The organism is uncultured Zhongshania sp. (assembly GCF_963975605.1).
GTDB classification, from domain to species: domain Bacteria; phylum Pseudomonadota; class Gammaproteobacteria; order Pseudomonadales; family Spongiibacteraceae; genus Spongiibacter; species Spongiibacter aquimaris.
The window spans coordinates 1-21,776 of record NZ_CAXBHN010000033.1 but is presented as its reverse complement, the minus strand read 5'-3'; the positions used below and the strand labels follow the sequence as shown (position 1 = coordinate 21,776).

Sequence of the window (21,776 nt, the reverse complement as noted above, 5' to 3'; positions counted from 1 at the left end):
AGAAGTCAAAACGTGATTGATATGTAGGCTCGTCAATGATGTTTAAGAAGCCCTTTAAGCCCTTACCCTTGCGCCAATAAACGCCTTCGCCGGCCTTTACAACATACTTTCTGCCGCGACCGGTGCCCCCAGAATCAATGCTGTTAATCACTGCACGGGCTTGCGCCTTGCTTATGTTGCCGTATCGGTTGAGCTTGGTGTCGCGACGCGGCGCGAGCATTTGCCCCTTGCGCATTAACCCGCGTGACTGCAATGCCCGCTCTAAGCCTTTCGCTTTGCGTCGACCACCCAGTATTTGGGCCGATAGATAATCAGCCGGGGCTCTGCCACCGCTTGCCTTGTCCTTAATTCCGATCTGCGCACGCAAGTTGCGCTTGTTTGCACTAGTAGAAAACACGGCGCTCTTAGTTCGCGCCGTTGGCCTGTCGAACACGCTGCCAATGCTGTTGGTGAGGTCGCCCTGCGCAGCCTTGCTCGTACGCGTCAAACCTACTGCAGTTGCAAACGGTATCTGGCTTTCAAAGCCCTTCATGTATGCCTTAACGTTAGGCATACCTTGTAAATTCAACTTGAGATTTGTCATGCAATGGGAGTAAGGCAGGTTCGCCATATCGACGCAGCAACAAAGATCGCCACAATAACTAAAATCATCCAGTGCCACTGATCGCTTGTAACCACGTCCCAAGCGCTCAGGAATACACTCGCTAACAACGCCGCGATCAATGCCAACAACGCAACAATCACAGGCATAGCGGCTCCGTTAAACATTTAGTCTGTTTTCAGCTCTCGCAGAATCTGCTGCATATACGCGCGAACCTCTTTAACGTCGTCACGCATCAATCCAATCTCTTTGCTCTGCGCATCCTGTCCAGCTTCAATTTTGCCGACTTTTACTTTAATGTCCTGCACATCACGACCAAACTCACCCTGCCGCTCCTGCAGAACCTTAATGCTCTCTTCTTGCGCTGTATCAGCCGTGCTTAGCGTGGCGTAACTAACACCAACAGAAAAGACCAGGCTACCCATCATGAATAGTGATTGCGGGGTAAGCAGTGTCTGGTGTCTATCTGGCATTACTTAACCCTTGATTTAAAAATTGATTCAGCGGCCCCACCCAGAAAGTAGAAGCCTACTATAGTCATCACGATGGTCCCCATATCGCCCGACAGGAGGCGCAACTGCGACTCAACATCGAACTTAAAAGAAACCGCAAAAGTCACTAGCCATGCGAAAGCGTAAGGAACGCCAAACGTCAGTGCTAGCAAGCGCTGAGCTATCTTAAATGGCTCGTAGGCTTTCAATAACGCTAACTGATACTGCGACTTTTCTTCTGCTGTAAACACAACAGCATCAATACCCTTAATGCCAGCATCTATAACTTTATCGCTGCCAAACAGCTTGCCTAAAATATTCAAAGGTGCGGCTCCACAAGGCGCTTAAAGTTTTGGATGTACTCGTGTGTCGCGCCTTTACCGAGCGGCGTGTTGTAATGCAGCTTCCAGTACGCGGCCTGCCCTTCTAAATCAGCCGGCAAAGATTCCTTGACGCGCAAGTAATGCACCCGCGCCATTGCGCAAGCGTAAGAGATATTTTTAACAAGATTATTGCAATCTAACCCAGCACAACCAGACGCACGAAATACTTTCGCCGCTAATTCAGGTCGGTATTTTAGATAGTTGTTGGCTATATCGCTGTGTGTCGCTGGCTCCATCTGCCATAGGCCCATTGCAGGGCCGCCGCCCAATTGGTGGATGTACTCAAATCGGCTTTCTTGGGCTGCTGTGCCAAGTAACAACAGCTCTGCGGCGTCACTAAAAGCGTCTAGCTCGCGCAACACAGGGCGAATCACATACTCGCGTAATTGTTTTACGTTGAGCATCCGCAGCCCCCTATAAAAAAAGCCCCATGCAGCGGGGCAAGACGGGTGAAACCTGCCAAGGCACTCACCCAAAAAATAAAAATTCAGGCACAAAAAAGCCCAGCGCTAAGGCTGGGCTCTCTGTGCAGTCACTTATTGCGACCTTGCCATAAACATATAGTCAAACAGCCAGCCAATCAACAATACATTTTGTCGGCGGTTGTGGATAACCAATAAAACATAAGAAAAAATAAACAGTTACGAATTAAAAAATAATTTTATTAATTTTTGAATGTGGGTTTTCATCCACAAGCAGCCAAATTATTACGCGCCGCGCGTCGTATAGCAGCCATTTGGCTCATTGGTCTAAGGTGCGCATCAATCGCATTGTGCAGCTCACTGAGCCGTGCCTTGATTGTGCTGGCACTAACACCCAGCTCCCTTGCAGCAACATCAATAGACTGCCCGCAATTTACGTAAAACACGGTTAACAGCCTTATTTCGCCCTCAGGGAGCGTTTGGATAAACCTATCCACCACATCAACCTCACCCAAGAACTTGCCACCACGCGCCGCTTTGCTCGGTGCAGTTGCCTTACCGTCTGCACTTAAACCACCACCAATGCTTGCACGCTTCACTGGCGCCCTAACACAGTCCTTACGATCAAGCCGCATACGCGAGCGGCTAGGCTCCGTAATGATCACAGGGCCGCTGCTAGACGGGTAACCAAGGCCAGCACCGTCAGGCGTCTTTACGCGGCACTCTACCGCCCATTTTTCCAGTAAACGACCAATTGTATTAATCATAATAGTTACCTTCTCGCAGTTTGGGTTTCTATGATTTGGTCTAAAAGATCGGCAGTAGCTGCGGCAGATATTTTGGCGTACACCGGAGCCAAAAACGCCTCAACTGCCAAATACTCTGCAAAATTGTTTGCGGCCAAAAAAAAGCTTGTTTCGTTTACCACCACATCAAACAACCATTCTGGCAGGTCATCATTGCCTGCTAGGTTTTCTTTCTTGTGTGTTACAACGCGAGTGGAAGCATCAAGCCCAATAATTTCCGCATCACTTTGGTAGTTATCGTCAAAGAACGAATCAACCATTTCAAAGGGGCACGGAACCAGCTTGCCATCAGCAACACGCCACACATCACCATAAATACTGCTCATGATAAAACTCCTTTCCATTCAACAAATAAACTGTCCAACCTATAAAGGGTGGACGGGAGGTTGGACAGTTGTAGCCCCCGTCATTACTGGGCGCGTCCACCCGTCCAACCTGTCCACCCATATCTACACACATACAAGAAGAGCAAGATGGACGAACGAATGCGTACGTGTGCGCGCGAAATAGGGTGGACAGGTTGGACTGGGTGGACAGGCCGCATGTGGTGGGCGTTTCAGGCGTCCAACCTCCTGTCCACCCTCTAGAGGGTGGACAGGAAACCGGCTATTTCCAGCCATCAGGACGCACATACCAGCGTGGACGGTGAGCAGATGAGCCGGTACCCACCGACATTCGCACACGTTTCCAGCCTAGTCTAGTCATAATTTGCCCCACCCGCGTCTGTTCCGGCTGCCGAATCTTGCTAGCTTCAAAATTCAGCGCCCCAACTAACAAATCACCCGTGGTGTATCCCTCTTGATACTTGGTAGGATCGCGCACGTACTCAAGAATAAATTCCTCCCAGGCATCGGCACAGAACCGGCTTTCCTGTTGCTCTTCAAACAAATGCTTAAAGTGCTCAGGCACCCACCAAGGTTCGCCAAGCTTAAAAAGCTGATAAGCCTCTGCCCACAACTGGTCTCTATCTCTTGCTAGGCCTTCAGCATCGAGCCGCGTACAAAACACCGGCCAATAACGCCTATTGCCCGTGGGGTCTTTTAAATATGCATCTTGATTAGTTGTGCCCGCGAACACACACTGGCGTGCAAACGCCTGTGTTCTTCGCCCATAAGCAGGCCTATATCTATCTTCAGAGCTACCAAAAAACTGCTTAGCTCGGGTAGACTCGGCTTTATTAAAACTGTCTAGCTCAGCTAATTCGCAAATCCACAAACCCTGCATTTGCTGGTAGCCGTCTTTTTCGCCCAATGCAAAATGAGTATCAGAAAACCACTCGCCACCCAAGATCGACAGTGCGGTAGACTTGCCTAGCCCCTGCAAGCCCTCAATAATCATTACACAGTCTGCTTTGACGGGCGGCCGCATTACCCTAGCAACAGCGGCAATCATCCACATCACACCAACCAGCGATTGATATTGCTCGTATCGGTCGCGCTCTTTATTATCCTCAGCCGCAGACTCAACGCCAAGATAGGTCTTAAGCCAGCTACGCAGACGTGGTTTTTTATCCCAAGTTAAGCTATTCAAATAGTCGCGCACCGGATGAAAATTATTATTTTGAGCAACAACCATAATCTGCTCATCCGCGTCAGCGCTCCGCGGGGTATATCGGTATTTTGTAGAAAACCAAAGCCGTAATCTGGCGGTATCAGCGTCCGTCCACTCGCCCAATGTGCCGTTTTTCCACGGTGGCATCGAGCGCTTAATAATACGGTAGCTAAAATCGCAGTAGCCCAGCACGCCAGCCCACTCTTCGTCGTTAGTTAAAATTAAATGCGTGTTATAAACACATGGATCAATCGTGCCAGGCTTAACTTCTCTTAAGTTAGCCTCCCAACCCATACCCCGAGGTTCGCTTCGCGCATCAGGCGTTTGTGTTGCGTTTTCTTGGTCTGCATCTTCCTCATAAGCAGTAATCGGCGGCGCATTAAGCGCCTCTGCAACAGCTTGTAAGCCACCGGCATTACCAAGATCATTAAAATCCGTCGGCCCTTTGCCAGTAGCCATCAACTCGCCTCCTTTATCAAATTAAAATCAGGGAACACAGCCCAAGCCATATCACCCTTTGGGCCCGCTACGGCAGAAGCAGCAGCCAGCGCAGAAGTTCGTCCGGGGTTACCCTCGGTTTGGCGGTCATCATCACCGGCCACTATAATTTTATGCGACGGGTAACGCGCCCTAATCGCCTTGCACACGCCAAGCAAATTACCCTCATCAAATGCCACAACACATGGCCAGCCTGTTGCCTCGTGAACAGTTGCCATAGTCGCGTAACCCTCACCCACACAAATAGGGGGCGCGGGGGATCTGGTAGCCAAGTAAAGCTGCTGCTCGTCAATAAAGTGAAAGCAACCCATTTTGCGACCGCCCAGAAAAAAGCTCTTTTTACCGCTACCCCACAAAAACTGAATATTCACCAAGGTGCCTTGCTCGTCTTGCAGCGGCACCAACACCACACCCTTTTTTATGTACCGAGTGCTTACCGTGTCTGGCTTATCTTTTAAACGCGGCAAAACACTACGAATGCGCTCTGGGTCAGTAAGTACAGAAATATTGCCGGTAGACTCGTCACTAATCACCAGCAATTGCCGACGCGGGAACCCCAAGCCATGCGCGCGCACACCCTTGGCCGCCAAATACTTGCTCTCGCCTACTGGCTTTACTTCATGCGCAAAAATTTGCTGCGCAACCTTGGCGGTGCGCTGGCGCAGCGCAGCCTTAATAGCCTGCTCTTTTTCGTCGCGCAGCTTGCGTTCAGCAAGACGCTGGGCGCGCTCACGCTCTAAGCGGTTTTTTTCTTCTGTGCTTAACTCGCGGCGCTCAAACTCCCAGCCGGCCTGTTGCGCCAACTTAAACAGCGTACCAATGCCAATGCCGCCACCCGCTTTAATACTGCGCCACGTAGCGCGGCAATCAGCAGGCTTATAACTAGCACCGCCACTGCTCCACTCGTCAAACAAGTCAAAGCCGTCGGGAAACTCGCTTTTAATCGCCATGCCAATGGTCACCCATTCAGCGCGCGCAACACTAGGATCTAAGTAGCAAAGCGCACTGCGCACATCGCTGCGCTCAAGCGGGCGATCAGCAAAGGCCATTTACCACCTCGCCAAAGGGTACAACACTGGCGGCAACACCAAACGGCGGCTCACAATTAGTAAGAGCGATATCACCCGGCACCAATGCAATGCCTGGGCGCCAATCGTCAACCACCCGCTGCGCGCCAAAGGCTGCCTTAATCTCAGTAGCTCGACTTGTCTTGCCACACCCTTGTGGCCCGTGAATAATGGTTGGCTTCATGCAACACCTCTTTCAGAAAGGAAACGGACATGGCACTGCAACACGAGCTGCGACACACCCACTTTGTTTACTGCCTAGACCAACAAGCCGACGGCAGCTACGTATTTTTAAACCGAAACTACAAACCCGTTGGCTTTATTGACGTGAGCTTCACTAACTACGACGAATACCCCGTAGCCGTGCACATCAAAGGCCTTACAGCCGCAAAAGCCGAAAAAATTTCTTATAAGAGCGACCCGTCAACAAGCCGGATTTATCTTTACAACGACGGATGCGTACCCACTGACTCAGCAAAATACATGACCGAATACCTAAAGCGCTTAGGCGTAATTGCCAGCCTGAAAATAGACGGCAAAAAACACAAAGGCTAAGCACTGCCGGCACCCCCAAACGGCGCCCTATCCGCATCACGGCCCAGCGGCGCCCGCGTAGGCCAGTCAACCAAATACGCACCCTCAAACGGCTCAGGAATATGCTTAATCGCCGCCTTGTAATGCACATAATGAAAGCCGTCAGCCAAAGCTCGAAAAAAGCCCCAGCTACTTAAGCGCTTGCCCACCACAAACAGCGTCCACGTTTCTGGCTCGGCATGAATAATTCGGTGAAAATCACCCACACCTAAACCACCGCCTTTAATGACATTCACGCTGCCTGGGCGAACGGTTTTAACTCGCATTTTTTCGCAGCCCGGTGCACCGGCGTCAGCACTAACCAAGCGCTCTTCAACATAAGAGCCAGCCAAGCACAACGCAGTAGCATTAAACGGATGGTCGTGAGTTTCTTCGTCGTGATCTGCATCAACAAAACGATGCAAATAGAATGTGCGGCCCCAGCACTCACCAAGGTAATAACGCTCTAAGTACCGCTGCCCAACCGCCCTATCAATACGGCGGCAAGGCAAGCCCGCAGTGTAATTAAATAACACCCGCGCCATACTGGCGCCCACACGGCGCCTTACACTCATGCCGACACCTCTGCAAACTGTGCCAGCTTCATAGACCGTTTAACCGCATCAATGCGGGCACTCTGCGCAGCACGTAAATCATCTTGCACCTCTATTGGCACCGGCTTACCGCGCCCCGTTTTAGGCAGCAAATCTGGCCAAAGCGCATCATTCTTTAATGCCGCAAGCGCCAGCGCGCTTGTTTCTGGTCTGGCTCGCAGCACATCACCACTGGACATTCATACACCTCACTTTTTAGCGAATACCCGCAACGGATATTTTCTGGCATCATTGCCTTGTGTTTGAGTAATTAACCATTAGCTGCCCGCACCAACTTCGATTCACCGTTGCCATCAAACACTTCGGCGCAGAGTTCGGCGGCAGTAACCGCGCCATTGGTTAGAAGCTCGATACTCCGAGCGTATTCAGCGGGAACGCCTCTGTGCTTCCAGTGATTAACACGCTGCGGACGCACATCGACAAGCGCGTCTGCGATAGCTTTTGGCCCGCCAACAATCTCAATGGCTCGCTCAAAAGCACTGATTTTTGGTTCACATATTTTTGTAGTAGTCATTAGCTTAAGAAATAAAATATCCATAAAGGATTTTTATAATTATCCATCTTGGATTCTTTTACAAGCTATTTTTTAATGAATAGGCCGATTATGGAAAACGAAACCAACACCGCACGGGAAAGTAGCCCAGCCAGATACGGGTATCGCTTTCGACACAGGCTTGAAGAAAAGGAAGTGAAACAAAAGGATTTAGCAAACAAACTCAACATTGAAGCCCAACAAGTGAATAAGTGGTGCTCACGAGGTGTGCCGGCAAAATATGCCATCCCAGTAGGCGAATTATTAGACATCGCACCAGACACCATTAGCCCTCAATTTGCTGCCGGCACAAAAAGCAGCTCTTTTGGCCAAGCGAACCCCACTGAATACAACAACATCATTCGGGAAAAAGTGCCTAACTATTCTGCATCAGCAGAGAAAACTAAATCTCAAACGCTAGCTGAGCAATTAAGTGGCTGCACCCTGCCTAGCAGCTATTTTGGCGGGGAGTCAGAAGAGACGCGTAATGAACAACCGTCCCCCACCAAGCACTCTGATATTGCCCGCAGCGTTTTCCAGCTTGTAACTACCACAACCGAAAATAACAGCAATCACCATTGGCTAAGCGCCCCAGACCAAGCAATGCACCCCGCCATCAATAAGGATGACCTAGTGGTGCTGGATCGTGAAAAAGAAGGCCTAGCCGATAATGCAATTGTCGCAATAATGAGAAACGAAGAGCTTTTTTTGCGCCGCTTAATCTATAGACCCGGTCTCAGCGATTGGGTCCTCACCTGCGACAATAGTGATAAATTGAGATATCCAGACGAGCCACCAAGAACATGGCAAGAAATTAAAAAATCAGTTTTCGGCATCGCCCGCTGGCGCGGTGGCAAGATTAACTAAGGCAAAAAGGAAAGAACTATGGATACATGGACGTTGGCAACTTTAAGTATAGCGTCAGTGGTTGCGGCTGGAATAATAATTCGAAAAACTAATTACGATCGCGCATACAAAAAAGTAGTCGCACATACAGACGCAGCATCCAAAGAGTTTAATGCCGCGCTAGAACTGACCTCACCAACAGCCCAAAAGAGGCGATTTGAAAAAGCACTTGGCTACCTTGCTCACGCAGAGCAGTCGCTCAACGCTCGAAAGTACATTAAGAACTTCCAATCAAAATGGGATCTTATTTACAGCACTATGCAGGTTGCGCCAATAGCCCACCAAATAGCGAAAGCAGAAAAGCACGCCTATAAAGACGAAGCTACACAAGAACTAAAATGCTATAAAGAAATAATGTTCCTGATAACAAAAAACGAGATAACGGATGAAGATCTCAACCTTAGCGCCCTAAAGATTCAAAATGAATCCGGCACAGTAACAATCAACGACCTCAGAGATAAATGCATAGAATTAGGCTGGACCCCCACGGAAGTGTAACACTCACCACCAACCAATAAGCCGAGCTAAATGCTCGGCTTTTTTTTGCCCGTCAAAAAGTGCTTGCATTAACTATCCTTTATGGATACCTTTATCTAAATCCTTTTTGGATACTTAGATTGAATGCAGAAAAACCACGAACGGACGGAGCAACACCATGCCAACACCCAGACCAGACCTAGCCCTACACGTAATAAAACAACTTCGCAGCGGACGCACGCTTGACGATCTAAACAAAGCCATTGCAGAGGCCGTAGACCGCAGCCGAGAAATCGGCAAGGCCTCAGAGATCACCCTAAAAATCAAAATCAAGCCCGACAAAGGCCAGAACGGTCAGTACTTCCTGTCTGACCAAATCATTAAAAAAATGCCGGAATACGACCGTGGCCAAACTATTTTGTTTGGCACACCAGAAGGCAATTTGCAGCGCGAAGACCCCGCGCAGCAACGTTTAGATCTACGAGAAGTAAAGCAAGAAACCCAAACTGAACTAAAAGAGGCCAACTAAGCCATGGAACATTTAGAAAACATCAGCAGCGACATTCAAGCCGCCATTGAAGCTGGCAAATGCCAGGTACAAAAATTCGACCACGACGACAGCTTGTGTGTGGTCGTGCCAGAGGGTATGAAGCTCGAAATCTTAGAGCCCTTTCGCAAAGCGCCTCGTGATTTGGTTGAAAGAGTTGTTGTACTAACTCCAGCCGCCCTACTCGCCTACTGGGAAAAATTGGGTATCCGGATTACTTGGTGGATTGAGGGTATGAATTCTATGGGTAGTGAAAAAGTGCACTTCGGATTAGTTGGTTGACAGACATGATTGCTCTGGTTAATACTGATCTCGTTGCAGCAGAATCTGCAGCCGAGATTGGCGTCTCGAACCCTACAGGCGGACACACCGCCACCAGAGCGGTTTTTTTGTGTCTGCGAAATGGCAAGTCCTTTATGGGCGGGCCGTTCGGAGAGTCTTCGGACTCGCCGGTTTCCTGTAGGCCGGTACGCCAATCTGAACGGTTCCGTCCACCCGTATTGGCGTGCGGGGGTCGGAATTCAATTACCGACTACTACAGGACTTACATTATGGCTACTCAATCCTCTGCCTATCGGCTCCCCTCAGAGTTCATTCAGAAACCCGCAGCGAACTCCATTCGCTTCAACAATCGCAAGAAACTCCCTTTGCACCGCCTGCCCTTTGTCGGCCCTACCGACGAGAAGAAGTGGGGCTATTCATTCTGGCGCGTACCGAAAACCGGCGGCTACGGCGGCGGCTGTGATACCGGCACTGCCCTTGCCAACATCTACCTGAAACACCTCCGCGAACACGGAGCCAGCTCTGGCGGCGCCCTGCAAGGCATCGTCCTCGACATGTTTGATTGCGAGTGCAATGACGATCCGGAAGTAACCGCTCTGCGCGGCCAGGTGGTCGGATTCTTCAGTACGCTGGATCACTGGCTGGAAGGTGCCGCCAAATGCCTTGGCAGTAGTCTGGACAATGCTGACAAGCGGGCGTTGCTCAAGAAAGCCAATAACGGCCTCAACTTTGACCATGAGGCCTGGATGGCCTCCCTCTCTGACGAAGACGACGAGGAGTGAGCCATGAGTAATATCGTATCCATCATCAACGGTGAAGCCCTAGCAACGTCAATGACGATAGCTGACGGAACGAATGTCCAGCACAAGAATGTGTTGGAGCTTGTTCGCACCAACCTCAACGATTTCGAGGAGTTCGGAAGGGTCGCGTTTCAAACGCTACCCTTTGAAACCGCCGGTGGCACTCAGCAGCGAGATGTAGCTTTGCTGAACGAACGACAAGCCACCCTGCTGATGACCTACATGCGCAACAGCGAGATCGTCAAGGAGTTCAAGAAGCGGCTCGTTAAGGCGTTCTACGAAATGGCAGCAGGCCAAACCCCCAAGTCATTCAGCGAGGCGCTGAGGCTGGCTGCTGACCAGGCTGAGCGGCTGGAGCAGCAATCCCGCGAACTGGAAGAGGCGCGCCCCAAAGTGGAGTTCCACGACCGTGTAGCACAGTCAGAAGAAGCGATTACCGTGGGCGAAGCCGCTAAAATACTGGGCACAGGCCGCAGACGGCTCTTCGCATTCCTGCGCAAAGCTGGCTGGGTCACCCGAAAGAACGAACCATACCAATCGAAGATCGAGCAAGGCTATCTCGATGTGAAGCTGGGTAGCTGGGAACACCCAGATCACGGCTTACAGCAAGCGGTTACCACGCTGGTAACGGGCAAGGGACTCGCCAAGCTACAGAAGATCTACAGCAAGGATGATATTGCCGCATGAGCCGAACTGACAACGTACTCAACCTTCCAGCCTACGCCGTTCGCAATAAGCACGAGGATGCCGACGAAATCCACTTCCATATCGAAGCGGAAGAGCCGGACTCCTGCCACGTGTGTGGCGTACTGGATCAGCTTGTCAGGTATGGCTCAAAGGATCAGCGGTATCGCGATCTGCCCATCCACGGTAAGCCGGTGTCGCTTTGGGTAGTGCGCCGCCGGTACCAGTGCAGGGAGTGCGGCTCTACCTTCCGGCCTGAGCTGCACATGATGAAAGAGAACCGGATGATGACGGAGCGGCTGTATCAGTTCGTCTCCATCCGCGCCCTGTACCGCACCCATTCAGACGTTGCCAGGGATACCGGCCTTGATGAGAAAACCGTCAGGCAGATATTCCAGGAATACACGTCAACGATGGACAGCATCGTCACGTTTGAGACACCGCGCATCCTTGGCATTGATGAGCTTTACCTCAACAAGCGCTACCGCTGCATCATCACCAACCTCGAAGAGAAGACGATGGTTGATATGCTGCCCAACCGCAACAAGCCCCATGTAATCAGTTACTTACACTCCCTGAAAGACAAGGAGAAAGTGCAAATTGTGAGCATCGACATGTGGCCTCCCTACCGGGATGCAGTCAAGCAGGTGTTCCCTCAGGCAACGATTGTGGTTGATCGCTTTCACGCGGCACGGATGGCCAACGAAGCGATGGAGAAGGCCCGTAAGGCCGTCCGTGGCGACCTTACCCCAAAGCAGAGAAGAACCCTCAAAGGCGACAGAAAGCTGCTGCTGAAGCATGAGCGCGACCTGTCAGACCGTGAGCGGTTATTCGTTGAATCGTGGGTAAACGCTTTCCCTGAGCTACACGAGTGCTGGAAGCTCAAGACGGCCTTTTACGACATCTGGGAATCGCAGTGCAAAGCCGAGGCTATGGCCAACTTCGACCGCTGGGCTGAATCAATCAGCGGTGAGCAGATGAAGTATTGGTCTGATGTTATCCGCAGCTTCCGCAACTGGCGAGACGAGATATTCAACTATTTCGATCTGGATGTGCCGGTAACCAATGCCTTCACCGAATCACTGAACCGGCTTGCCAAGGACAAGCAGCGAGACAGCCGCGGTTATTCGTTCGAGGTCATGCGAGCAAAGATGCTGTACACCAAGGGACACAAGAAAGTTGAGAAGAAGGCGCGAAAGGAATCGCCCTTCGGGTCAGACGTGTTCTACAAGGCCATGCCCCAGGAGCTGGGGCTGGTGCCGCTCAACTATGGCGTTGATCTATCAACCATCGTCGAGATGTTTGAAGAGGGGGAACTATGAATGAGTCCCAACCAGTTAATCCGAATACCCGAAAAATTCAGCACCGCTGCCAGCGTCATGTTTGTAGACGTGCAAAATGGCCGCTTTGTTGGCGTGCTGGACTACCACGAAAGCCCAGAAGCCCCAGCCCATGGCAACCACATCATCAAGTATGAATGCCCAAAAACACCCGAGTGGGGTAAGTGGTTAGCCGCTAACGGCCGTCAAATGGACCAAGTGCAATTCGCCTACTTTATTGAAGAAAACGCGCCCGAAATCGTAGACCCAAGCAGCGCAGAAATGCTCGAAATTGCCACCACCCTGCAATCTAAAAACAACGCCAGCTTCTCAAGCGCCATCAAGTTAGAAAACGGCCAAACCCAGTTCAGCTATATCGAAAAAATGGACGAAAAAGCCGGTGTAAACGGCCAATTGACCGTGCCCAGCATCATCAAACTAGGCATCAAACCACTACACGGACAAGACGCATACGCCATGGAGGCGCGCTTCCGCTACCGCATTCAAAAAGAAGGCGGCTTAGTTATGTGGTACGACCTAATACGCCCAGAGCGGATTTTTGAAGACGCTGTAAACGACGTGCTCAGCCGCATTAAAGATGGCATGAGCAAAGGCACGTTAATTGAGGGTTACGCCCCTTAAGAACGCAAATCGCACCCATGGCAGATGGGGCGCGTAGCAACACCGGCAACGGGTGCAGAGCCGAACTCCTCGCGGCGTTATAACGGCCCGACCTGCCAATAATCTTGCCAGCCGTGGGAATGTTTTTCATGTTGGTTGCCTCGCCAACGGCGACAGAGAGGCAAAACCAAACACAGTTACAAGCGAGAAAAAGCAAAAAATGAACGCAGCCACAAAATTTGAAACCACCGTAACCGCAAGAATGGCAAACAAAGTGATCCAGCGGTGCGCTACCGGCGAAGACAGCGCCGAAAAAAGGTTGTGGCTAGCGGTTATCACCAACGCAGTAACAGAAAGCCAGACAGACGCTTATCAACTGTCATGCAACCGTTTTTTTAATAGCAGCTGGTTTACAGAAGTATGCGAATTAATCGGCCTAGATCCACAGGCCACAAAAGAAATCATCGCTAAAGTTGGCACCGCCGCATAAACAGGGGGCACAGCATGAGCACACATATCGAATTTATCGGAGGCCTAGGCCTAACACCACAGCAGGGCCGAGTGATCGAATGCCTTGCCGGAGGCGACACGGCAAAAGAAGCCGCGCGCAAACTTAATATTGCGCCCTGCACGGTAAAAGCCCATGCCGACGCCAGCCGCATGCGCACAGGCGCACGCAACGTAATGCACCTAATTAGCCTGTGCTGGCAAAACCGTGTGCTCATAAGCACCCAAGCCTGCCTGCTGGTGCTAACACTTAGCGCCGCCGTGCCCGGCATACCCAGCATAGACGACCAGCAACAACCCATGCGCACATCACGCAGCGCAACCCGCACTGGCCGCAGCAGCCGCCGATTCAGCAAAGCAGAAGCATAAAAGGACGCGATCATGCCAACAGTACAAGAAAGCCAAATTACAACCAAAACCGGCTCACTGCAGATCCGCTACCACGGCCTGCCAGAAGCCGTAGAAGCCCGCATGAAAACCTTTGAAGACCACCAAAGGTTAGTCAGCGCCGTCTACATTCGCCACAACGGCAAACGCCAGGTCACAGCTTACGCGGAGGTCATTTAATGTCTGCAGCCGAAATGGCAGAAGTGCTTGGCGTACTTAAAACCATCAACAAATCGGTAAGCCGAATACAACGCCGGCTCAGCAGCATAGAAAACAAACACCTCACCCTGCGCCAAGACCACCTGCGGGTGAAAGCAGACGTAAGGCACATGCCCGACCTGCTAGAAAGCTACCGCGAGCAAATTGCCGCCGTAACCGAAATGGTTACAACTATTGCAGACGCTCAAGGCGTAGAACTGAACTACACAGAGCAACACGAGGACAGCGACGATGACACAGACCATGACATTGAAATGCGCTAGCACCCAACTGGGCATGCCTCACATTAAGCTGCTAAACCAGCTCAAAAAAGACGGTTACGTGCGCACCTCGCAACACGGCCCAGTGCCAGACTACGAGCGCTGCGCCACGGCAGAAATGTTCACGCGCTCGCCTACATTCCACCCCGTAGAAACCGCCAACGGCATCATCAACAAACAAGGCTTTACCGTTGGCGTAACACCCCACGGCTTCGCCTTTATAGAGCGCCAGTACAAACACCTTAAGCAAGAGCAGCACGCATGAGAGCCAAGCACAAAGCCAACCTTGTTCGCCTTGAAATGAAGCGTGGATGGAATGACGGAAACATGGGGCTGTCGGCAAACCCGCCTACCAGAACAATTATGCGAGGTGGCAGAACCGAGCAAATACCATCAACAGAATTTGAAACCGAGGCATACGAGCGTGGCTACTTCGAGGGCACGAATTCCCCAAAGCACGCAATAAACCCATACAACCAAAGCAAATAAGGAAACTCTGATGAATGCAAATAGCCCACGCCTACTAACCGCCAACGACCTGTTTAGGGGCAAGCCAAATGCAGAACCGCCCCAATATCCTTTAGTACCTTTTTCAAAAGAAAAGGCGCGACAAATGATTAACGCAGGGGAGTTTCCTGCCCCCATAAAGATTGGGAACCGCAACTACTGGCACTCAACAACGATCGATGCCTGGATCGATTCTTTAAAGAATGCGGGCAAGAAATAAACAATGATGCCCTTTGCAACATACCAAGGCACCACAGACGACGACGGCAAGTTTCTAAAACTAGAAACGCCCAAAGAGCGCCGCGCTCGGTACCGAGTAAATATGTGGGTAGAAACCAACAACGGCGGTCGCCTAACAGACGACTACACCGCCAAAAAGCCATGCGCACTTAACGACCTGCTGCAACAAACCATACTGCCAGCGGTAGACGAATTAATCGAAGAAGCTAAAGAACACGGCGGCACAAAGCGCTACGGCTTTAGCTGTTTTAAGTGGGGATAGAAGAATGCAACTCAACTGCAAAATTGGCGACACAGCCATCGTGATCGGCGAAAGCGTTCACGTCGGTAAATTAGTAAAAATAATTGAAGCCGCACCAAAAAACGAAACATTCAAATTGCCAAATTGCGTCAGGAACGCCCCCATTGACGACGATGAACACTACTGGATATTTAAATCACTCAGCACTCCATTTGAAGGCGCCCAAGGCGACGGCATGTATGGCTCAGGCAGAGACAGCCGCTTAATTCCACTCCCCAAAGTAGCTGGCTACATTACTTACGAGGTGAGCGTTACCTGCCCACGATGCAAGAGAGAATTAGACCTTTACCAAGACCCTTACGACAATGAAGAAAGCGAATTTAGCCCCGCAGAAGACGAACTTGGACTTGCCCTTTTTGGCCGTGTAGACGCGCCAGCCCAGTGGCAAAACTTAGCCATTCAATATCAATGCCACTACTGCAAAAATCACTTTTGCGTTGGCTCACTAACAACATAAGAGAGGCCGCCTAATGCAAACCCTATTTCTACTCATGGCCCAATACAACGGCAAAGCCATCATACCGGTAGAGCAGATCTGCACAGACTTTTTCAGCCACCTCACGCCCGGCGTTTTCATGCGCCGCGTTGCTGCCGGCGAACTGGATCTACCCATCACCCGCATGGGCGACAACCAGAAGGCTGCCAAAGGTGTGCACCTAGAAGACCTCGCCACCTATTTAGACAAACAGCGGCAAAAAGCGATTGCAGAAAACGACAAGCTCCACGGCCGGTACCAGAAAGTATCATGAGCGAACAATGAAGGCCGCTTGCGAGTATGTGAGATTTGGAGAGATGATGAAACCGGAAACCAAAATTATTAGCGCTGCAATGTACGATCTTGCAGAAACAATACAGTCAGGCGACGGAGTAGCTAACGCCGCCTGCGCACAAGCGGCTGAAAGGCTGGATTTGCAGACGATACGCATTAGGCAGCTGGAAACCGCTATCAGAGAGGTCATTGAGGACAATCTACACCTCGCAGACGGCGAGGTTTGCACTCTGATCAAGCTCAAGCGGGCAATTGGATACACATAACCTCAAGCTCACTGCGCGAACGAGCGCTAGCGTAGTGAGTCCAGTGCAGCGCGTTGTTATGGCGCTTTTATATACGGAGAAATTACTATGGCAAAACTTCTAAGAATTGAGGGCAATGGCGGTACAAAGATTTATTCAGGTGAATATTATTCCGAAGAGTCTGCGGTAAACGAATATATTGATGAGACCGGATATGAACCAACAAAAACAGACTCCTTCGGGTTTGATCAATGTGAATGGACTGAGCTAAAAAACTTTACGCGGCGCGGGAATGAATAGCGCCATAACCTTGCGATAGCTGGCAAAGCCAGTGATGAAATTTAACGTAAATTAAATGGTGGAAATTATGAAAAACTACAAAAGAACTGCGATGGCTTTGTCCTCGCTGATTGTTTTGTTATGTGCTGGGTGCTCAACCAAAAAGGAAGAGCATCGGGTTTTGGATAACAGCACAGAGCGGGGAGTAAGGATTGAAGTATTACTTAAAGGTGGAGGTAGCGCTGTTTTAGTTTGCCCTAAGTTTAATTCAGAGCCGCTTGGTGCCCATGGTCGCGAATGCTACTTAGATAGCTATGACAAAAAAGGCACATAACCCCCGCGATAAAACGCGGAGCGAAGCGGAGTCGTTTTTCATTGCATTGTTATGGGGCGAATTATGAAAGTGCTACACCTGACGCTGAAAAAGAAGTGGTTTGAAATGATAGCCGGTGGCGAGAAGCGCGAAGAATACCGCGAGATCAAGCCTTACTGGACGCGCCGCCTCGCAGACTTCAGCGCTGATGAATACGACGCGGTTAAATTCCGCAATGGATACCGGCCAGACTCACCAACCGTGACCGTTGAGCTTGAGGGCATTTTTTCAGGATTTGGCCGCAAAGAATGGGGCGCTCCAAGTGAGCGAGTTTACATACTAAGGCTTGGCCGGATACTGCAAGCCCCATAACCCTGAATTTTGCGGAAGCGCGATTTCTGCGCTGTCCGCCAACAATGCGTTGTTATGAATACGGAGAGCAGCATGGAATACCAAGAGATTATGTGGGCAGAAGCAAAACCCGATATTTACGGTGGCGAGAACTGCGACCAGATTGAACCGCGCTGGGAAGCCTGCGCGGACGGTGATATGGATTCAGACACTTTTGACCACCCGATTGAGCTTTGCTGTAAGACATTCCCACCCGGCACAAAAGTGACTGTTTCTGTGCCCTGCTGCCCCGAGTGCGGACAACAGGTGGAAATGTGCCGCACCGATGATGGATGCGAATTCGACTGGGACCAGTGGGTACAGAACGAGTATTCATAACCTATAGCAACAGGCGCGCGTAGCGCGTCGCAACGACCGCAGGGAGTGACTGCTTGCGGTTGTTATGTACCGAACTGGAGAAAATGATGAAACGATTTTTAACAAACAAATACCCCGTTAAGTACAACGGCAAAGACACGCTCCCAACTGGAACGATTTTCACAATTGGAGCCATTAACGGAAATATGTTTGAGCTGGTGCCAGCAAGGAAGGTAGCCGACTTGGATTACCCAATTATGGTTGACTGCCAAATGCTTGACCGTGGATTTACTGAGCAGGATCACATAGGCACATAACCCCTAAATTTGCGCGTGAGCGTAGCGAATCCGACAACATTTTGTTGTTATAAACCGACAGAGGATAGAAAAATGAACGTAAAAATTGAGATAAGTACGGGTGGCTACCCAATGCCAGAACACGCAAGCGTTGATGAAGTTATCGCGGCACGAATTTCTGAGCAGGAGCATATATTAAATGCACTGGAGTTTGAGAAAAGTAAAGCTATGGAAAAGAAATCTATGCTTGAAAGCATTGTTAGAGAAGCATCTCGCGCGCGCAGTACAGGTTTATAACACAGCATTATAAAGACCACACAAGGTAGGAGACCTAAAATCAATGACTTACAGAGCATCAAAAAAAGCACGGAAGCTATGGTCAGAACGCAGTCACGCGGCCAAAGAGCGAAAACGGCTGGCCCAAGCAATTGAGCCATTGCCGCTGCTAGCAGATGACCACATCACTATTGAAGTGCGACGCAAACTCACTGGTGAAGTTGCCAAGTTTGAGTTGCTGCCAGGCAACCGCTGCGACAACTACAGTGTGTACTGTAATGACAAACACCTAGGTATAATGGGCATCACCAAAGTCTGCGCCGGCATTCGCAAAGCCCTACCTCGTGTACAGTCAAACTACTGAATAGCACGGCGAGCTAGCTCTTAAAACGCTCGCCACGCGCCCCTAAATCCACTGGCGCTGCCAAAATCTTCGCCAACCAAGGCCAGCCCACATACTTGTCACCACGCCCCCGCAAATGAGTATAGCGACGGAGCGAATTCCAGTTTCGATGCCCAGACACACTAGCAACACGCGGAATATCCCAATCCATTTCAAATAGCCGGCTAACGCCTTCATGCCGCAAATCATGGAAGCGCAGATCCTCAATCTCTAAAAACTTGCATGCTCGAGTAAAGCTGGCTGAAATCGAGTCGCTGTTATACGGAAAAATCTCAGCACAAACCTGCGGCATACTCTTCACAATCGCCAGCGCCTCGTCCGGCAGGGCACACCAAATATCATTACCAATCTTCTGGCCCGGATTTTTCATATCCCGCACCAACACCCGCTGCCCCGCCTCGTCTAAATCAGCCCAGCGAATACGGGTAATTTCCTCCTGTCGGCGGGTAGAAAACAGAGCAAAGCCAACCACCTTGAGCATATTAATCGACGCAGGCCGCCGCTTTTGCATCTCGGCATAATGCAACAACAGCGCATCAAGCTCCTTAAAACTTGGCCGGCGATCGCGCTCGCGGCTGCGTCTAACCATGCCCATCTTGCGCAACACCAACCGCGCATCAGTCATCGCGTGGGGATCCACGTCAAACCCCCAAGCAGGCCGCGCAACCGACATAACCGCGCCGAGGTGCGCTAAATCATTACCCACCGTCTGTGGCTGTACCGCCCCGCCGTCGACACCAATTCGCCAGTGAGCATACTCAACCAAGCGCTGGCTGTTTAAATCAGCGAGCAACAAATTACCGAGCCACGACGCCGCAATAGCCTTTAACGTATTCCGCTTAGTATCACCCAGCGCCCGCAACTTGCCGTATTCATCTAAATACTTATGAATCGCATCATGCACAGACACCGAAACCTTACTTGCTTTCTCAAGCGCCCCAGGTTCGGCCAACTCATATTCCCGCTTCTTAATCCAAGCGGCCGCCGCCGGTTTACGTTCAAACGTCTGCGTTTCTTGGTAGACTATCGCACCGTCACGGCGAATGCGGATCTGCGCACCGTAGACCTTAGTACCATCTTTTTTATTGCGCTGTGTAATCGTGCCCATGCCAGTGCTTAAATTTAGAAATCAGTGCTTAATTCTAGCACTGACCTCTAAAAAAAGGGCATAAATGGGCAAAAATGATCGAAAATAGAACAAACCGAGAACACCCAAAAGCACCGGCAAACCCACCAATCACGCGCGAAAGCCTTGATAGACGGTTCTGTGTAGCACCGATGCTCGACTGGTCGGACTAAAATTAATTCCCATTACAAATCAATGCCTTAAGAATTAAATAAAATCAACTTAAGCAAATCTTAAGCACTCAAGCTAGCTGCTGGCGAGTAAAAGTCGAGTTTACACCCACAAGTTGTCCAAATGTTGGATTTTCAATTGCTTTATTTAAGGGACGAGTTTAATAATCGGGATATCAAAAGATGGTTACAGGGAGGAAGAATTAGCGCGTAACGCTGAAAATAGATGGCCCCTTCTAGAAGGGGCGCAGGTTCTTGGGATCTCGCCGTCAAACTAGACCCAAGGTGTTACAACGGAATCATAGCCAATCAGAGTGCTGTTGGCTAGATTTCATTCAAATTAAAGAGGACTGCGTTATGCTTATTGCTTTAACAGCAATTGAGTTAACCTTCTCGATCTTAGCGAATGTGGTGCAGATTACTTTAGCTCTCTGCCCTCACATTTACCAAGATCATATCTGGCGACATTTATTATTAATGTCGTAAACCCTTTCCGCCTGATCCATTTTGTGGGTCAGGCGGCCTTTAACACCCGCCCATCACACCAAATTGCTCGCGCACAAAATACTGTATATATTCACAGCATGATACAGCTAAGATACCGCTACAACGCCGTTTTCAAATCCGTTAGCGAGGCGAGCGCGCCCGATCACGAATACTTGCCCGTGCTGAAAAAGGACGGTGATTTTAAGCGGGTGCCGTGGAAAGGGTTCATTGATTTAGAGGATGCACGCGAGATAAGCGGCGCCACGCCGGTGAAGCTGGATATTTACCAATACAGCACGTCAGTCGGACTGATGCCGAAGTGGCAATATGTGCCCGCCGGGATGGCGGTGCAAGGGTGCTTAACTAAGATCGGGGTTTATGCCGTTGTCGACAACGGACAGCTGCGCTTGGTAAGGAGGCCAACACAGCCATAAGCTGCTATATTTCTACAGGCATAGATCACGGAGGATCAAACATGCTAGTACTCACTGTACGCGTTGGCGAAAGCATTTACATTGACGATGACACTGTCATTACGATAATCGATAGATGGGAAGACGAAGTCGACCTGCAGATTGATACCAATCAAATCATTACGATTGATGGCACCAAACCGTAGGATTCAACTCTGCATGCTCATACAAACCTACAACCCGAATTCACCAGTATTGCAGGGGGCTAACACAAAGTCACGACTCAAGACCTGACCCCGTGACTCAGCGTGCACCAGTACAGCACCTCAGTCGGATTGATGCCGAAATGGCAGGCACTATCAACCGACACAGCAATTTAATACCTGAATGCCAGATCAACGACTCTGACTCCATCGATTCATAATCCGCTAATTATCAACGACTTATGTTTTCTTATGTTGCCATCGGTTTGGCAGGATGTAGCGTAAAGCGTGGTGGCTAGACAACTGTAATACCTCGGGACGCCATTCTTTTTGCGCTACGTGCGTATATCGCAGACAGCTCATCAGTCGATTTATACGCGCCCGGAAACATAATCGACTCCGCAACAGACAATGCCGCAGGAGAATAATTTATCGCACTCTGATAAGCATTACCGATAGCGTCAGCCCGGTTTGGCGAACTAATAGCCCGCGAG

General features: G+C 50.3%; 43 protein-coding genes. 28 read left to right on the top strand and 15 right to left on the bottom strand.

Going from position 1 to position 21,776, the window contains the following annotated elements; genetic code table 11:
* From AAC007_RS16810 to AAC007_RS16765, 10 genes are all read right to left on the bottom strand, one after another.
* The coding region (locus AAC007_RS16810) for a hypothetical protein (protein ID WP_339678300.1) at positions 1 to 553 on the bottom strand (553 nt) is incomplete at its 3' end.
* A gap of 26 nt (positions 554 to 579) precedes the next feature.
* Positions 580 to 750: a hypothetical protein gene (locus tag AAC007_RS16805; RefSeq protein ID WP_339678298.1), complete on the bottom strand. Its 171-nt coding sequence runs from the start codon at positions 748 to 750 to the stop codon at positions 580 to 582.
* 18 nt (positions 751 to 768) lie between these two features.
* Entirely contained in the window at positions 769 to 1,074 is a 306-nt protein-coding gene (locus AAC007_RS16800) for a hypothetical protein (RefSeq protein WP_339678296.1), read from the bottom strand.
* Positions 1,074 to 1,415 carry a hypothetical protein gene (locus tag AAC007_RS16795; RefSeq protein ID WP_339678294.1) on the bottom strand — a complete coding sequence of 114 codons (342 nt, stop codon included), beginning with the start codon at positions 1,413 to 1,415 and terminating at the stop codon, positions 1,074 to 1,076. The genes AAC007_RS16800 and AAC007_RS16795 overlap by 1 nt, the downstream gene beginning before the upstream one ends.
* Positions 1,412 to 1,879, bottom strand: coding sequence for a hypothetical protein (locus tag AAC007_RS16790; RefSeq protein ID WP_339678293.1), 468 nt, complete (start codon positions 1,877 to 1,879; stop codon positions 1,412 to 1,414). The genes AAC007_RS16795 and AAC007_RS16790 overlap by 4 nt, the downstream gene beginning before the upstream one ends.
* Before the next feature lie 281 nt (positions 1,880 to 2,160).
* Positions 2,161 to 2,664 (bottom strand): hypothetical protein, encoded by a 504-nt coding sequence (locus tag AAC007_RS16785; protein WP_339678292.1) that lies wholly within the window; start codon positions 2,662 to 2,664, stop codon positions 2,161 to 2,163.
* A 5-nt stretch (positions 2,665 to 2,669) separates the two neighbouring features.
* Positions 2,670 to 3,029 (bottom strand): hypothetical protein, encoded by a 360-nt coding sequence (locus tag AAC007_RS16780; protein WP_339678291.1) that lies wholly within the window; start codon positions 3,027 to 3,029, stop codon positions 2,670 to 2,672.
* Between the two features lie 280 nt (positions 3,030 to 3,309).
* On the bottom strand, positions 3,310 to 4,713 hold the full coding sequence (locus tag AAC007_RS16775; protein WP_339678290.1) for a virulence-associated E family protein: 1,404 nt from the start codon (positions 4,711 to 4,713) through the stop codon (positions 3,310 to 3,312).
* Complete coding sequence (locus AAC007_RS16770) at positions 4,713 to 5,801, bottom strand: PriCT-2 domain-containing protein (protein ID WP_339678288.1); 1,089 nt, start codon at positions 5,799 to 5,801, stop codon at positions 4,713 to 4,715. Before AAC007_RS16770 ends, AAC007_RS16775 begins: the two co-directional genes overlap by 1 nt.
* Positions 5,788 to 6,003 carry a hypothetical protein gene (locus AAC007_RS16765; RefSeq protein WP_339678286.1) on the bottom strand — a complete coding sequence of 72 codons (216 nt, stop codon included), beginning with the start codon at positions 6,001 to 6,003 and terminating at the stop codon, positions 5,788 to 5,790. Before AAC007_RS16765 ends, AAC007_RS16770 begins: the two co-directional genes overlap by 14 nt.
* A gap of 29 nt (positions 6,004 to 6,032) precedes the next feature.
* Here AAC007_RS16765 and AAC007_RS16760 point away from each other — a divergent pair, with 29 nt between their 5' ends.
* The gene (locus AAC007_RS16760) at positions 6,033 to 6,374 is read left to right on the top strand and encodes a hypothetical protein (RefSeq protein WP_339678285.1); all 342 of its coding nucleotides are present in this window, start codon (positions 6,033 to 6,035) and stop codon (positions 6,372 to 6,374) included.
* On the opposite strand, the gene AAC007_RS16755 is transcribed toward AAC007_RS16760, so the two are convergent.
* From AAC007_RS16755 to AAC007_RS16745, 3 genes are all read right to left on the bottom strand, one after another.
* Positions 6,371 to 6,967 carry a hypothetical protein gene (locus AAC007_RS16755; RefSeq protein ID WP_339678284.1) on the bottom strand — a complete coding sequence of 199 codons (597 nt, stop codon included), beginning with the start codon at positions 6,965 to 6,967 and terminating at the stop codon, positions 6,371 to 6,373. The genes AAC007_RS16760 and AAC007_RS16755 overlap by 4 nt on opposite strands.
* Positions 6,964 to 7,185: a hypothetical protein gene (locus AAC007_RS16750; protein WP_339678282.1), complete on the bottom strand. Its 222-nt coding sequence runs from the start codon at positions 7,183 to 7,185 to the stop codon at positions 6,964 to 6,966. The genes AAC007_RS16755 and AAC007_RS16750 overlap by 4 nt, the downstream gene beginning before the upstream one ends.
* Positions 7,186 to 7,256: 71 nt before the next feature.
* A complete protein-coding gene (locus AAC007_RS16745; RefSeq protein ID WP_339678280.1) occupies positions 7,257 to 7,544 on the bottom strand; it encodes a YdaS family helix-turn-helix protein in 288 nt (95 codons plus the stop codon).
* Positions 7,545 to 7,595: 51 nt separating this feature from the next.
* Here AAC007_RS16745 and AAC007_RS16740 point away from each other — a divergent pair, with 51 nt between their 5' ends.
* The 25 genes from AAC007_RS16740 to AAC007_RS16620 all read left to right on the top strand — a co-directional run bounded on the left by AAC007_RS16740 (position 7,596) and on the right by AAC007_RS16620 (position 18,845).
* A complete protein-coding gene (locus tag AAC007_RS16740) occupies positions 7,596 to 8,405 on the top strand; it encodes a S24 family peptidase (protein WP_339678278.1) in 810 nt (269 codons plus the stop codon).
* 18 nt (positions 8,406 to 8,423) lie between these two features.
* Positions 8,424 to 8,942: a hypothetical protein gene (locus AAC007_RS16735; RefSeq protein WP_339678276.1), complete on the top strand. Its 519-nt coding sequence runs from the start codon at positions 8,424 to 8,426 to the stop codon at positions 8,940 to 8,942.
* 157 nt (positions 8,943 to 9,099) lie between these two features.
* Complete coding sequence (locus AAC007_RS16730) at positions 9,100 to 9,450, top strand: hypothetical protein (protein ID WP_339678275.1); 351 nt, start codon at positions 9,100 to 9,102, stop codon at positions 9,448 to 9,450.
* Positions 9,451 to 9,453: 3 nt separating this feature from the next.
* Positions 9,454 to 9,750, top strand: a complete 297-nt coding sequence (locus AAC007_RS16725) for a hypothetical protein (protein ID WP_339678273.1) — start codon at positions 9,454 to 9,456, stop codon at positions 9,748 to 9,750.
* Positions 9,751 to 10,019: 269 nt separating this feature from the next.
* Positions 10,020 to 10,532, top strand: coding sequence for a hypothetical protein (locus AAC007_RS16720; RefSeq protein ID WP_339678272.1), 513 nt, complete (start codon positions 10,020 to 10,022; stop codon positions 10,530 to 10,532).
* A gap of 3 nt (positions 10,533 to 10,535) precedes the next feature.
* A complete protein-coding gene (locus AAC007_RS16715; protein ID WP_339678271.1) occupies positions 10,536 to 11,237 on the top strand; it encodes a phage regulatory protein/antirepressor Ant in 702 nt (233 codons plus the stop codon).
* Positions 11,234 to 12,556, top strand: coding sequence for an ISL3 family transposase (locus tag AAC007_RS16710; RefSeq protein WP_339678270.1), 1,323 nt, complete (start codon positions 11,234 to 11,236; stop codon positions 12,554 to 12,556). Before AAC007_RS16715 ends, AAC007_RS16710 begins: the two co-directional genes overlap by 4 nt.
* Positions 12,557 to 13,195, top strand: a complete 639-nt coding sequence (locus AAC007_RS16705) for a DUF2303 family protein (protein WP_339678268.1) — start codon at positions 12,557 to 12,559, stop codon at positions 13,193 to 13,195.
* Positions 13,196 to 13,394: 199 nt separating this feature from the next.
* Positions 13,395 to 13,664, top strand: coding sequence for a hypothetical protein (locus AAC007_RS16700; RefSeq protein WP_339678266.1), 270 nt, complete (start codon positions 13,395 to 13,397; stop codon positions 13,662 to 13,664).
* Between the two features lie 14 nt (positions 13,665 to 13,678).
* The gene (locus AAC007_RS16695; protein ID WP_339678264.1) at positions 13,679 to 14,050 is read left to right on the top strand and encodes a LuxR C-terminal-related transcriptional regulator; all 372 of its coding nucleotides are present in this window, start codon (positions 13,679 to 13,681) and stop codon (positions 14,048 to 14,050) included.
* A gap of 12 nt (positions 14,051 to 14,062) precedes the next feature.
* Positions 14,063 to 14,248 carry a hypothetical protein gene (locus tag AAC007_RS16690; protein WP_339678262.1) on the top strand — a complete coding sequence of 62 codons (186 nt, stop codon included), beginning with the start codon at positions 14,063 to 14,065 and terminating at the stop codon, positions 14,246 to 14,248.
* Positions 14,248 to 14,550 (top strand): hypothetical protein, encoded by a 303-nt coding sequence (locus AAC007_RS16685; protein WP_339678260.1) that lies wholly within the window; start codon positions 14,248 to 14,250, stop codon positions 14,548 to 14,550. Before AAC007_RS16690 ends, AAC007_RS16685 begins: the two co-directional genes overlap by 1 nt.
* Positions 14,531 to 14,812 carry a hypothetical protein gene (locus tag AAC007_RS16680; protein WP_339678259.1) on the top strand — a complete coding sequence of 94 codons (282 nt, stop codon included), beginning with the start codon at positions 14,531 to 14,533 and terminating at the stop codon, positions 14,810 to 14,812. Before AAC007_RS16685 ends, AAC007_RS16680 begins: the two co-directional genes overlap by 20 nt.
* 234 nt (positions 14,813 to 15,046) lie before the next feature.
* Positions 15,047 to 15,274 (top strand): hypothetical protein, encoded by a 228-nt coding sequence (locus tag AAC007_RS16675; RefSeq protein ID WP_339678258.1) that lies wholly within the window; start codon positions 15,047 to 15,049, stop codon positions 15,272 to 15,274.
* A 3-nt stretch (positions 15,275 to 15,277) separates the two neighbouring features.
* On the top strand, positions 15,278 to 15,556 hold the full coding sequence (locus AAC007_RS16670) for a hypothetical protein (RefSeq protein WP_339678257.1): 279 nt from the start codon (positions 15,278 to 15,280) through the stop codon (positions 15,554 to 15,556).
* A gap of 4 nt (positions 15,557 to 15,560) precedes the next feature.
* Positions 15,561 to 16,052 carry a hypothetical protein gene (locus AAC007_RS16665; protein ID WP_339678256.1) on the top strand — a complete coding sequence of 164 codons (492 nt, stop codon included), beginning with the start codon at positions 15,561 to 15,563 and terminating at the stop codon, positions 16,050 to 16,052.
* 13 nt (positions 16,053 to 16,065) lie between these two features.
* Positions 16,066 to 16,344, top strand: a complete 279-nt coding sequence (locus tag AAC007_RS16660) for a pyocin activator PrtN family protein (protein WP_339678254.1) — start codon at positions 16,066 to 16,068, stop codon at positions 16,342 to 16,344.
* Between the two features lie 46 nt (positions 16,345 to 16,390).
* Positions 16,391 to 16,630, top strand: coding sequence for a hypothetical protein (locus tag AAC007_RS16655; protein ID WP_339678253.1), 240 nt, complete (start codon positions 16,391 to 16,393; stop codon positions 16,628 to 16,630).
* Positions 16,631 to 16,717: 87 nt separating this feature from the next.
* On the top strand, positions 16,718 to 16,909 hold the full coding sequence (locus tag AAC007_RS16650; RefSeq protein WP_339678251.1) for a hypothetical protein: 192 nt from the start codon (positions 16,718 to 16,720) through the stop codon (positions 16,907 to 16,909).
* Positions 16,910 to 16,976: 67 nt separating this feature from the next.
* Positions 16,977 to 17,222 carry a hypothetical protein gene (locus AAC007_RS16645; RefSeq protein ID WP_339678250.1) on the top strand — a complete coding sequence of 82 codons (246 nt, stop codon included), beginning with the start codon at positions 16,977 to 16,979 and terminating at the stop codon, positions 17,220 to 17,222.
* 63 nt (positions 17,223 to 17,285) lie between these two features.
* Positions 17,286 to 17,573: a hypothetical protein gene (locus tag AAC007_RS16640; protein WP_339678248.1), complete on the top strand. Its 288-nt coding sequence runs from the start codon at positions 17,286 to 17,288 to the stop codon at positions 17,571 to 17,573.
* A 72-nt stretch (positions 17,574 to 17,645) separates the two neighbouring features.
* Positions 17,646 to 17,930, top strand: coding sequence for a hypothetical protein (locus tag AAC007_RS16635; RefSeq protein WP_339678246.1), 285 nt, complete (start codon positions 17,646 to 17,648; stop codon positions 17,928 to 17,930).
* Positions 17,931 to 18,016: 86 nt separating this feature from the next.
* On the top strand, positions 18,017 to 18,226 hold the full coding sequence (locus AAC007_RS16630; RefSeq protein WP_339678244.1) for a hypothetical protein: 210 nt from the start codon (positions 18,017 to 18,019) through the stop codon (positions 18,224 to 18,226).
* 72 nt (positions 18,227 to 18,298) lie between these two features.
* Positions 18,299 to 18,502, top strand: a complete 204-nt coding sequence (locus tag AAC007_RS16625; RefSeq protein WP_339678243.1) for a hypothetical protein — start codon at positions 18,299 to 18,301, stop codon at positions 18,500 to 18,502.
* A gap of 43 nt (positions 18,503 to 18,545) precedes the next feature.
* Positions 18,546 to 18,845 (top strand): hypothetical protein, encoded by a 300-nt coding sequence (locus AAC007_RS16620; RefSeq protein WP_339678241.1) that lies wholly within the window; start codon positions 18,546 to 18,548, stop codon positions 18,843 to 18,845.
* Between the two features lie 13 nt (positions 18,846 to 18,858).
* Here the strand turns inward: AAC007_RS16620 and AAC007_RS16615 are convergent, their stop codons facing one another.
* Positions 18,859 to 19,992, bottom strand: coding sequence for a tyrosine-type recombinase/integrase (locus AAC007_RS16615; RefSeq protein WP_339678240.1), 1,134 nt, complete (start codon positions 19,990 to 19,992; stop codon positions 18,859 to 18,861).
* Between the two features lie 697 nt (positions 19,993 to 20,689).
* On the opposite strand from AAC007_RS16615, the gene AAC007_RS16610 reads away from it, so the two are divergent.
* Both AAC007_RS16610 and AAC007_RS16605 read left to right on the top strand, forming a co-directional pair.
* Entirely contained in the window at positions 20,690 to 21,100 is a 411-nt protein-coding gene (locus AAC007_RS16610; RefSeq protein ID WP_339678239.1) for a hypothetical protein, read from the top strand.
* Positions 21,101 to 21,141: 41 nt separating this feature from the next.
* On the top strand, positions 21,142 to 21,285 hold the full coding sequence (locus AAC007_RS16605; RefSeq protein WP_339678238.1) for a carbon storage regulator: 144 nt from the start codon (positions 21,142 to 21,144) through the stop codon (positions 21,283 to 21,285).
* Positions 21,286 to 21,577: 292 nt separating this feature from the next.
* On the opposite strand, the gene AAC007_RS16600 is transcribed toward AAC007_RS16605, so the two are convergent.
* Positions 21,578 to 21,776 (bottom strand): hypothetical protein (locus AAC007_RS16600; protein WP_339678237.1); only part of this gene is annotated, 199 nt, incomplete at its 5' end.

Bases quoted from the DNA above. Each gene is read 5' to 3' on its own strand.
- AAC007_RS16805 (WP_339678298.1), bottom strand. From the start codon at position 750: ATGCCTGTGATTGTTGCGTTGTTGGCATTGATCGCGGCGTTGTTAGCG.
- AAC007_RS16800 (WP_339678296.1), bottom strand. From the start codon at position 1,074: ATGCCAGATAGACACCAGACACTGCTTACCCCGCAATCACTATTCATG.
- AAC007_RS16790 (WP_339678293.1), bottom strand. From the start codon at position 1,879: ATGCTCAACGTAAAACAATTACGCGAGTATGTGATTCGCCCTGTGTTG.
- AAC007_RS16785 (WP_339678292.1), bottom strand. From the start codon at position 2,664: ATGATTAATACAATTGGTCGTTTACTGGAAAAATGGGCGGTAGAGTGC.
- AAC007_RS16780 (WP_339678291.1), bottom strand. From the start codon at position 3,029: ATGAGCAGTATTTATGGTGATGTGTGGCGTGTTGCTGATGGCAAGCTG.
- AAC007_RS16775 (WP_339678290.1), bottom strand. From the start codon at position 4,713: ATGGCTACTGGCAAAGGGCCGACGGATTTTAATGATCTTGGTAATGCC.
- AAC007_RS16770 (WP_339678288.1), bottom strand. From the start codon at position 5,801: ATGGCCTTTGCTGATCGCCCGCTTGAGCGCAGCGATGTGCGCAGTGCG.
- AAC007_RS16765 (WP_339678286.1), bottom strand. From the start codon at position 6,003: ATGAAGCCAACCATTATTCACGGGCCACAAGGGTGTGGCAAGACAAGT.
- AAC007_RS16760 (WP_339678285.1), top strand. From the start codon at position 6,033: ATGGCACTGCAACACGAGCTGCGACACACCCACTTTGTTTACTGCCTA.
- AAC007_RS16755 (WP_339678284.1), bottom strand. From the start codon at position 6,967: ATGAGTGTAAGGCGCCGTGTGGGCGCCAGTATGGCGCGGGTGTTATTT.
- AAC007_RS16750 (WP_339678282.1), bottom strand. From the start codon at position 7,185: ATGTCCAGTGGTGATGTGCTGCGAGCCAGACCAGAAACAAGCGCGCTG.
- AAC007_RS16745 (WP_339678280.1), bottom strand. From the start codon at position 7,544: ATGGATATTTTATTTCTTAAGCTAATGACTACTACAAAAATATGTGAA.
- AAC007_RS16740 (WP_339678278.1), top strand. From the start codon at position 7,596: ATGAATAGGCCGATTATGGAAAACGAAACCAACACCGCACGGGAAAGT.
- AAC007_RS16735 (WP_339678276.1), top strand. From the start codon at position 8,424: ATGGATACATGGACGTTGGCAACTTTAAGTATAGCGTCAGTGGTTGCG.
- AAC007_RS16730 (WP_339678275.1), top strand. From the start codon at position 9,100: ATGCCAACACCCAGACCAGACCTAGCCCTACACGTAATAAAACAACTT.
- AAC007_RS16725 (WP_339678273.1), top strand. From the start codon at position 9,454: ATGGAACATTTAGAAAACATCAGCAGCGACATTCAAGCCGCCATTGAA.
- AAC007_RS16720 (WP_339678272.1), top strand. From the start codon at position 10,020: ATGGCTACTCAATCCTCTGCCTATCGGCTCCCCTCAGAGTTCATTCAG.
- AAC007_RS16715 (WP_339678271.1), top strand. From the start codon at position 10,536: ATGAGTAATATCGTATCCATCATCAACGGTGAAGCCCTAGCAACGTCA.
- AAC007_RS16710 (WP_339678270.1), top strand. From the start codon at position 11,234: ATGAGCCGAACTGACAACGTACTCAACCTTCCAGCCTACGCCGTTCGC.
- AAC007_RS16705 (WP_339678268.1), top strand. From the start codon at position 12,557: ATGAGTCCCAACCAGTTAATCCGAATACCCGAAAAATTCAGCACCGCT.
- AAC007_RS16700 (WP_339678266.1), top strand. From the start codon at position 13,395: ATGAACGCAGCCACAAAATTTGAAACCACCGTAACCGCAAGAATGGCA.
- AAC007_RS16695 (WP_339678264.1), top strand. From the start codon at position 13,679: ATGAGCACACATATCGAATTTATCGGAGGCCTAGGCCTAACACCACAG.
- AAC007_RS16690 (WP_339678262.1), top strand. From the start codon at position 14,063: ATGCCAACAGTACAAGAAAGCCAAATTACAACCAAAACCGGCTCACTG.
- AAC007_RS16685 (WP_339678260.1), top strand. From the start codon at position 14,248: ATGTCTGCAGCCGAAATGGCAGAAGTGCTTGGCGTACTTAAAACCATC.
- AAC007_RS16680 (WP_339678259.1), top strand. From the start codon at position 14,531: ATGACATTGAAATGCGCTAGCACCCAACTGGGCATGCCTCACATTAAG.
- AAC007_RS16675 (WP_339678258.1), top strand. From the start codon at position 15,047: ATGAATGCAAATAGCCCACGCCTACTAACCGCCAACGACCTGTTTAGG.
- AAC007_RS16670 (WP_339678257.1), top strand. From the start codon at position 15,278: ATGATGCCCTTTGCAACATACCAAGGCACCACAGACGACGACGGCAAG.
- AAC007_RS16665 (WP_339678256.1), top strand. From the start codon at position 15,561: ATGCAACTCAACTGCAAAATTGGCGACACAGCCATCGTGATCGGCGAA.
- AAC007_RS16660 (WP_339678254.1), top strand. From the start codon at position 16,066: ATGCAAACCCTATTTCTACTCATGGCCCAATACAACGGCAAAGCCATC.
- AAC007_RS16655 (WP_339678253.1), top strand. From the start codon at position 16,391: ATGAAACCGGAAACCAAAATTATTAGCGCTGCAATGTACGATCTTGCA.
- AAC007_RS16650 (WP_339678251.1), top strand. From the start codon at position 16,718: ATGGCAAAACTTCTAAGAATTGAGGGCAATGGCGGTACAAAGATTTAT.
- AAC007_RS16645 (WP_339678250.1), top strand. From the start codon at position 16,977: ATGAAAAACTACAAAAGAACTGCGATGGCTTTGTCCTCGCTGATTGTT.
- AAC007_RS16640 (WP_339678248.1), top strand. From the start codon at position 17,286: ATGAAAGTGCTACACCTGACGCTGAAAAAGAAGTGGTTTGAAATGATA.
- AAC007_RS16635 (WP_339678246.1), top strand. From the start codon at position 17,646: ATGGAATACCAAGAGATTATGTGGGCAGAAGCAAAACCCGATATTTAC.
- AAC007_RS16630 (WP_339678244.1), top strand. From the start codon at position 18,017: ATGAAACGATTTTTAACAAACAAATACCCCGTTAAGTACAACGGCAAA.
- AAC007_RS16625 (WP_339678243.1), top strand. From the start codon at position 18,299: ATGAACGTAAAAATTGAGATAAGTACGGGTGGCTACCCAATGCCAGAA.
- AAC007_RS16620 (WP_339678241.1), top strand. From the start codon at position 18,546: ATGACTTACAGAGCATCAAAAAAAGCACGGAAGCTATGGTCAGAACGC.
- AAC007_RS16615 (WP_339678240.1), bottom strand. From the start codon at position 19,992: ATGGGCACGATTACACAGCGCAATAAAAAAGATGGTACTAAGGTCTAC.
- AAC007_RS16605 (WP_339678238.1), top strand. From the start codon at position 21,142: ATGCTAGTACTCACTGTACGCGTTGGCGAAAGCATTTACATTGACGAT.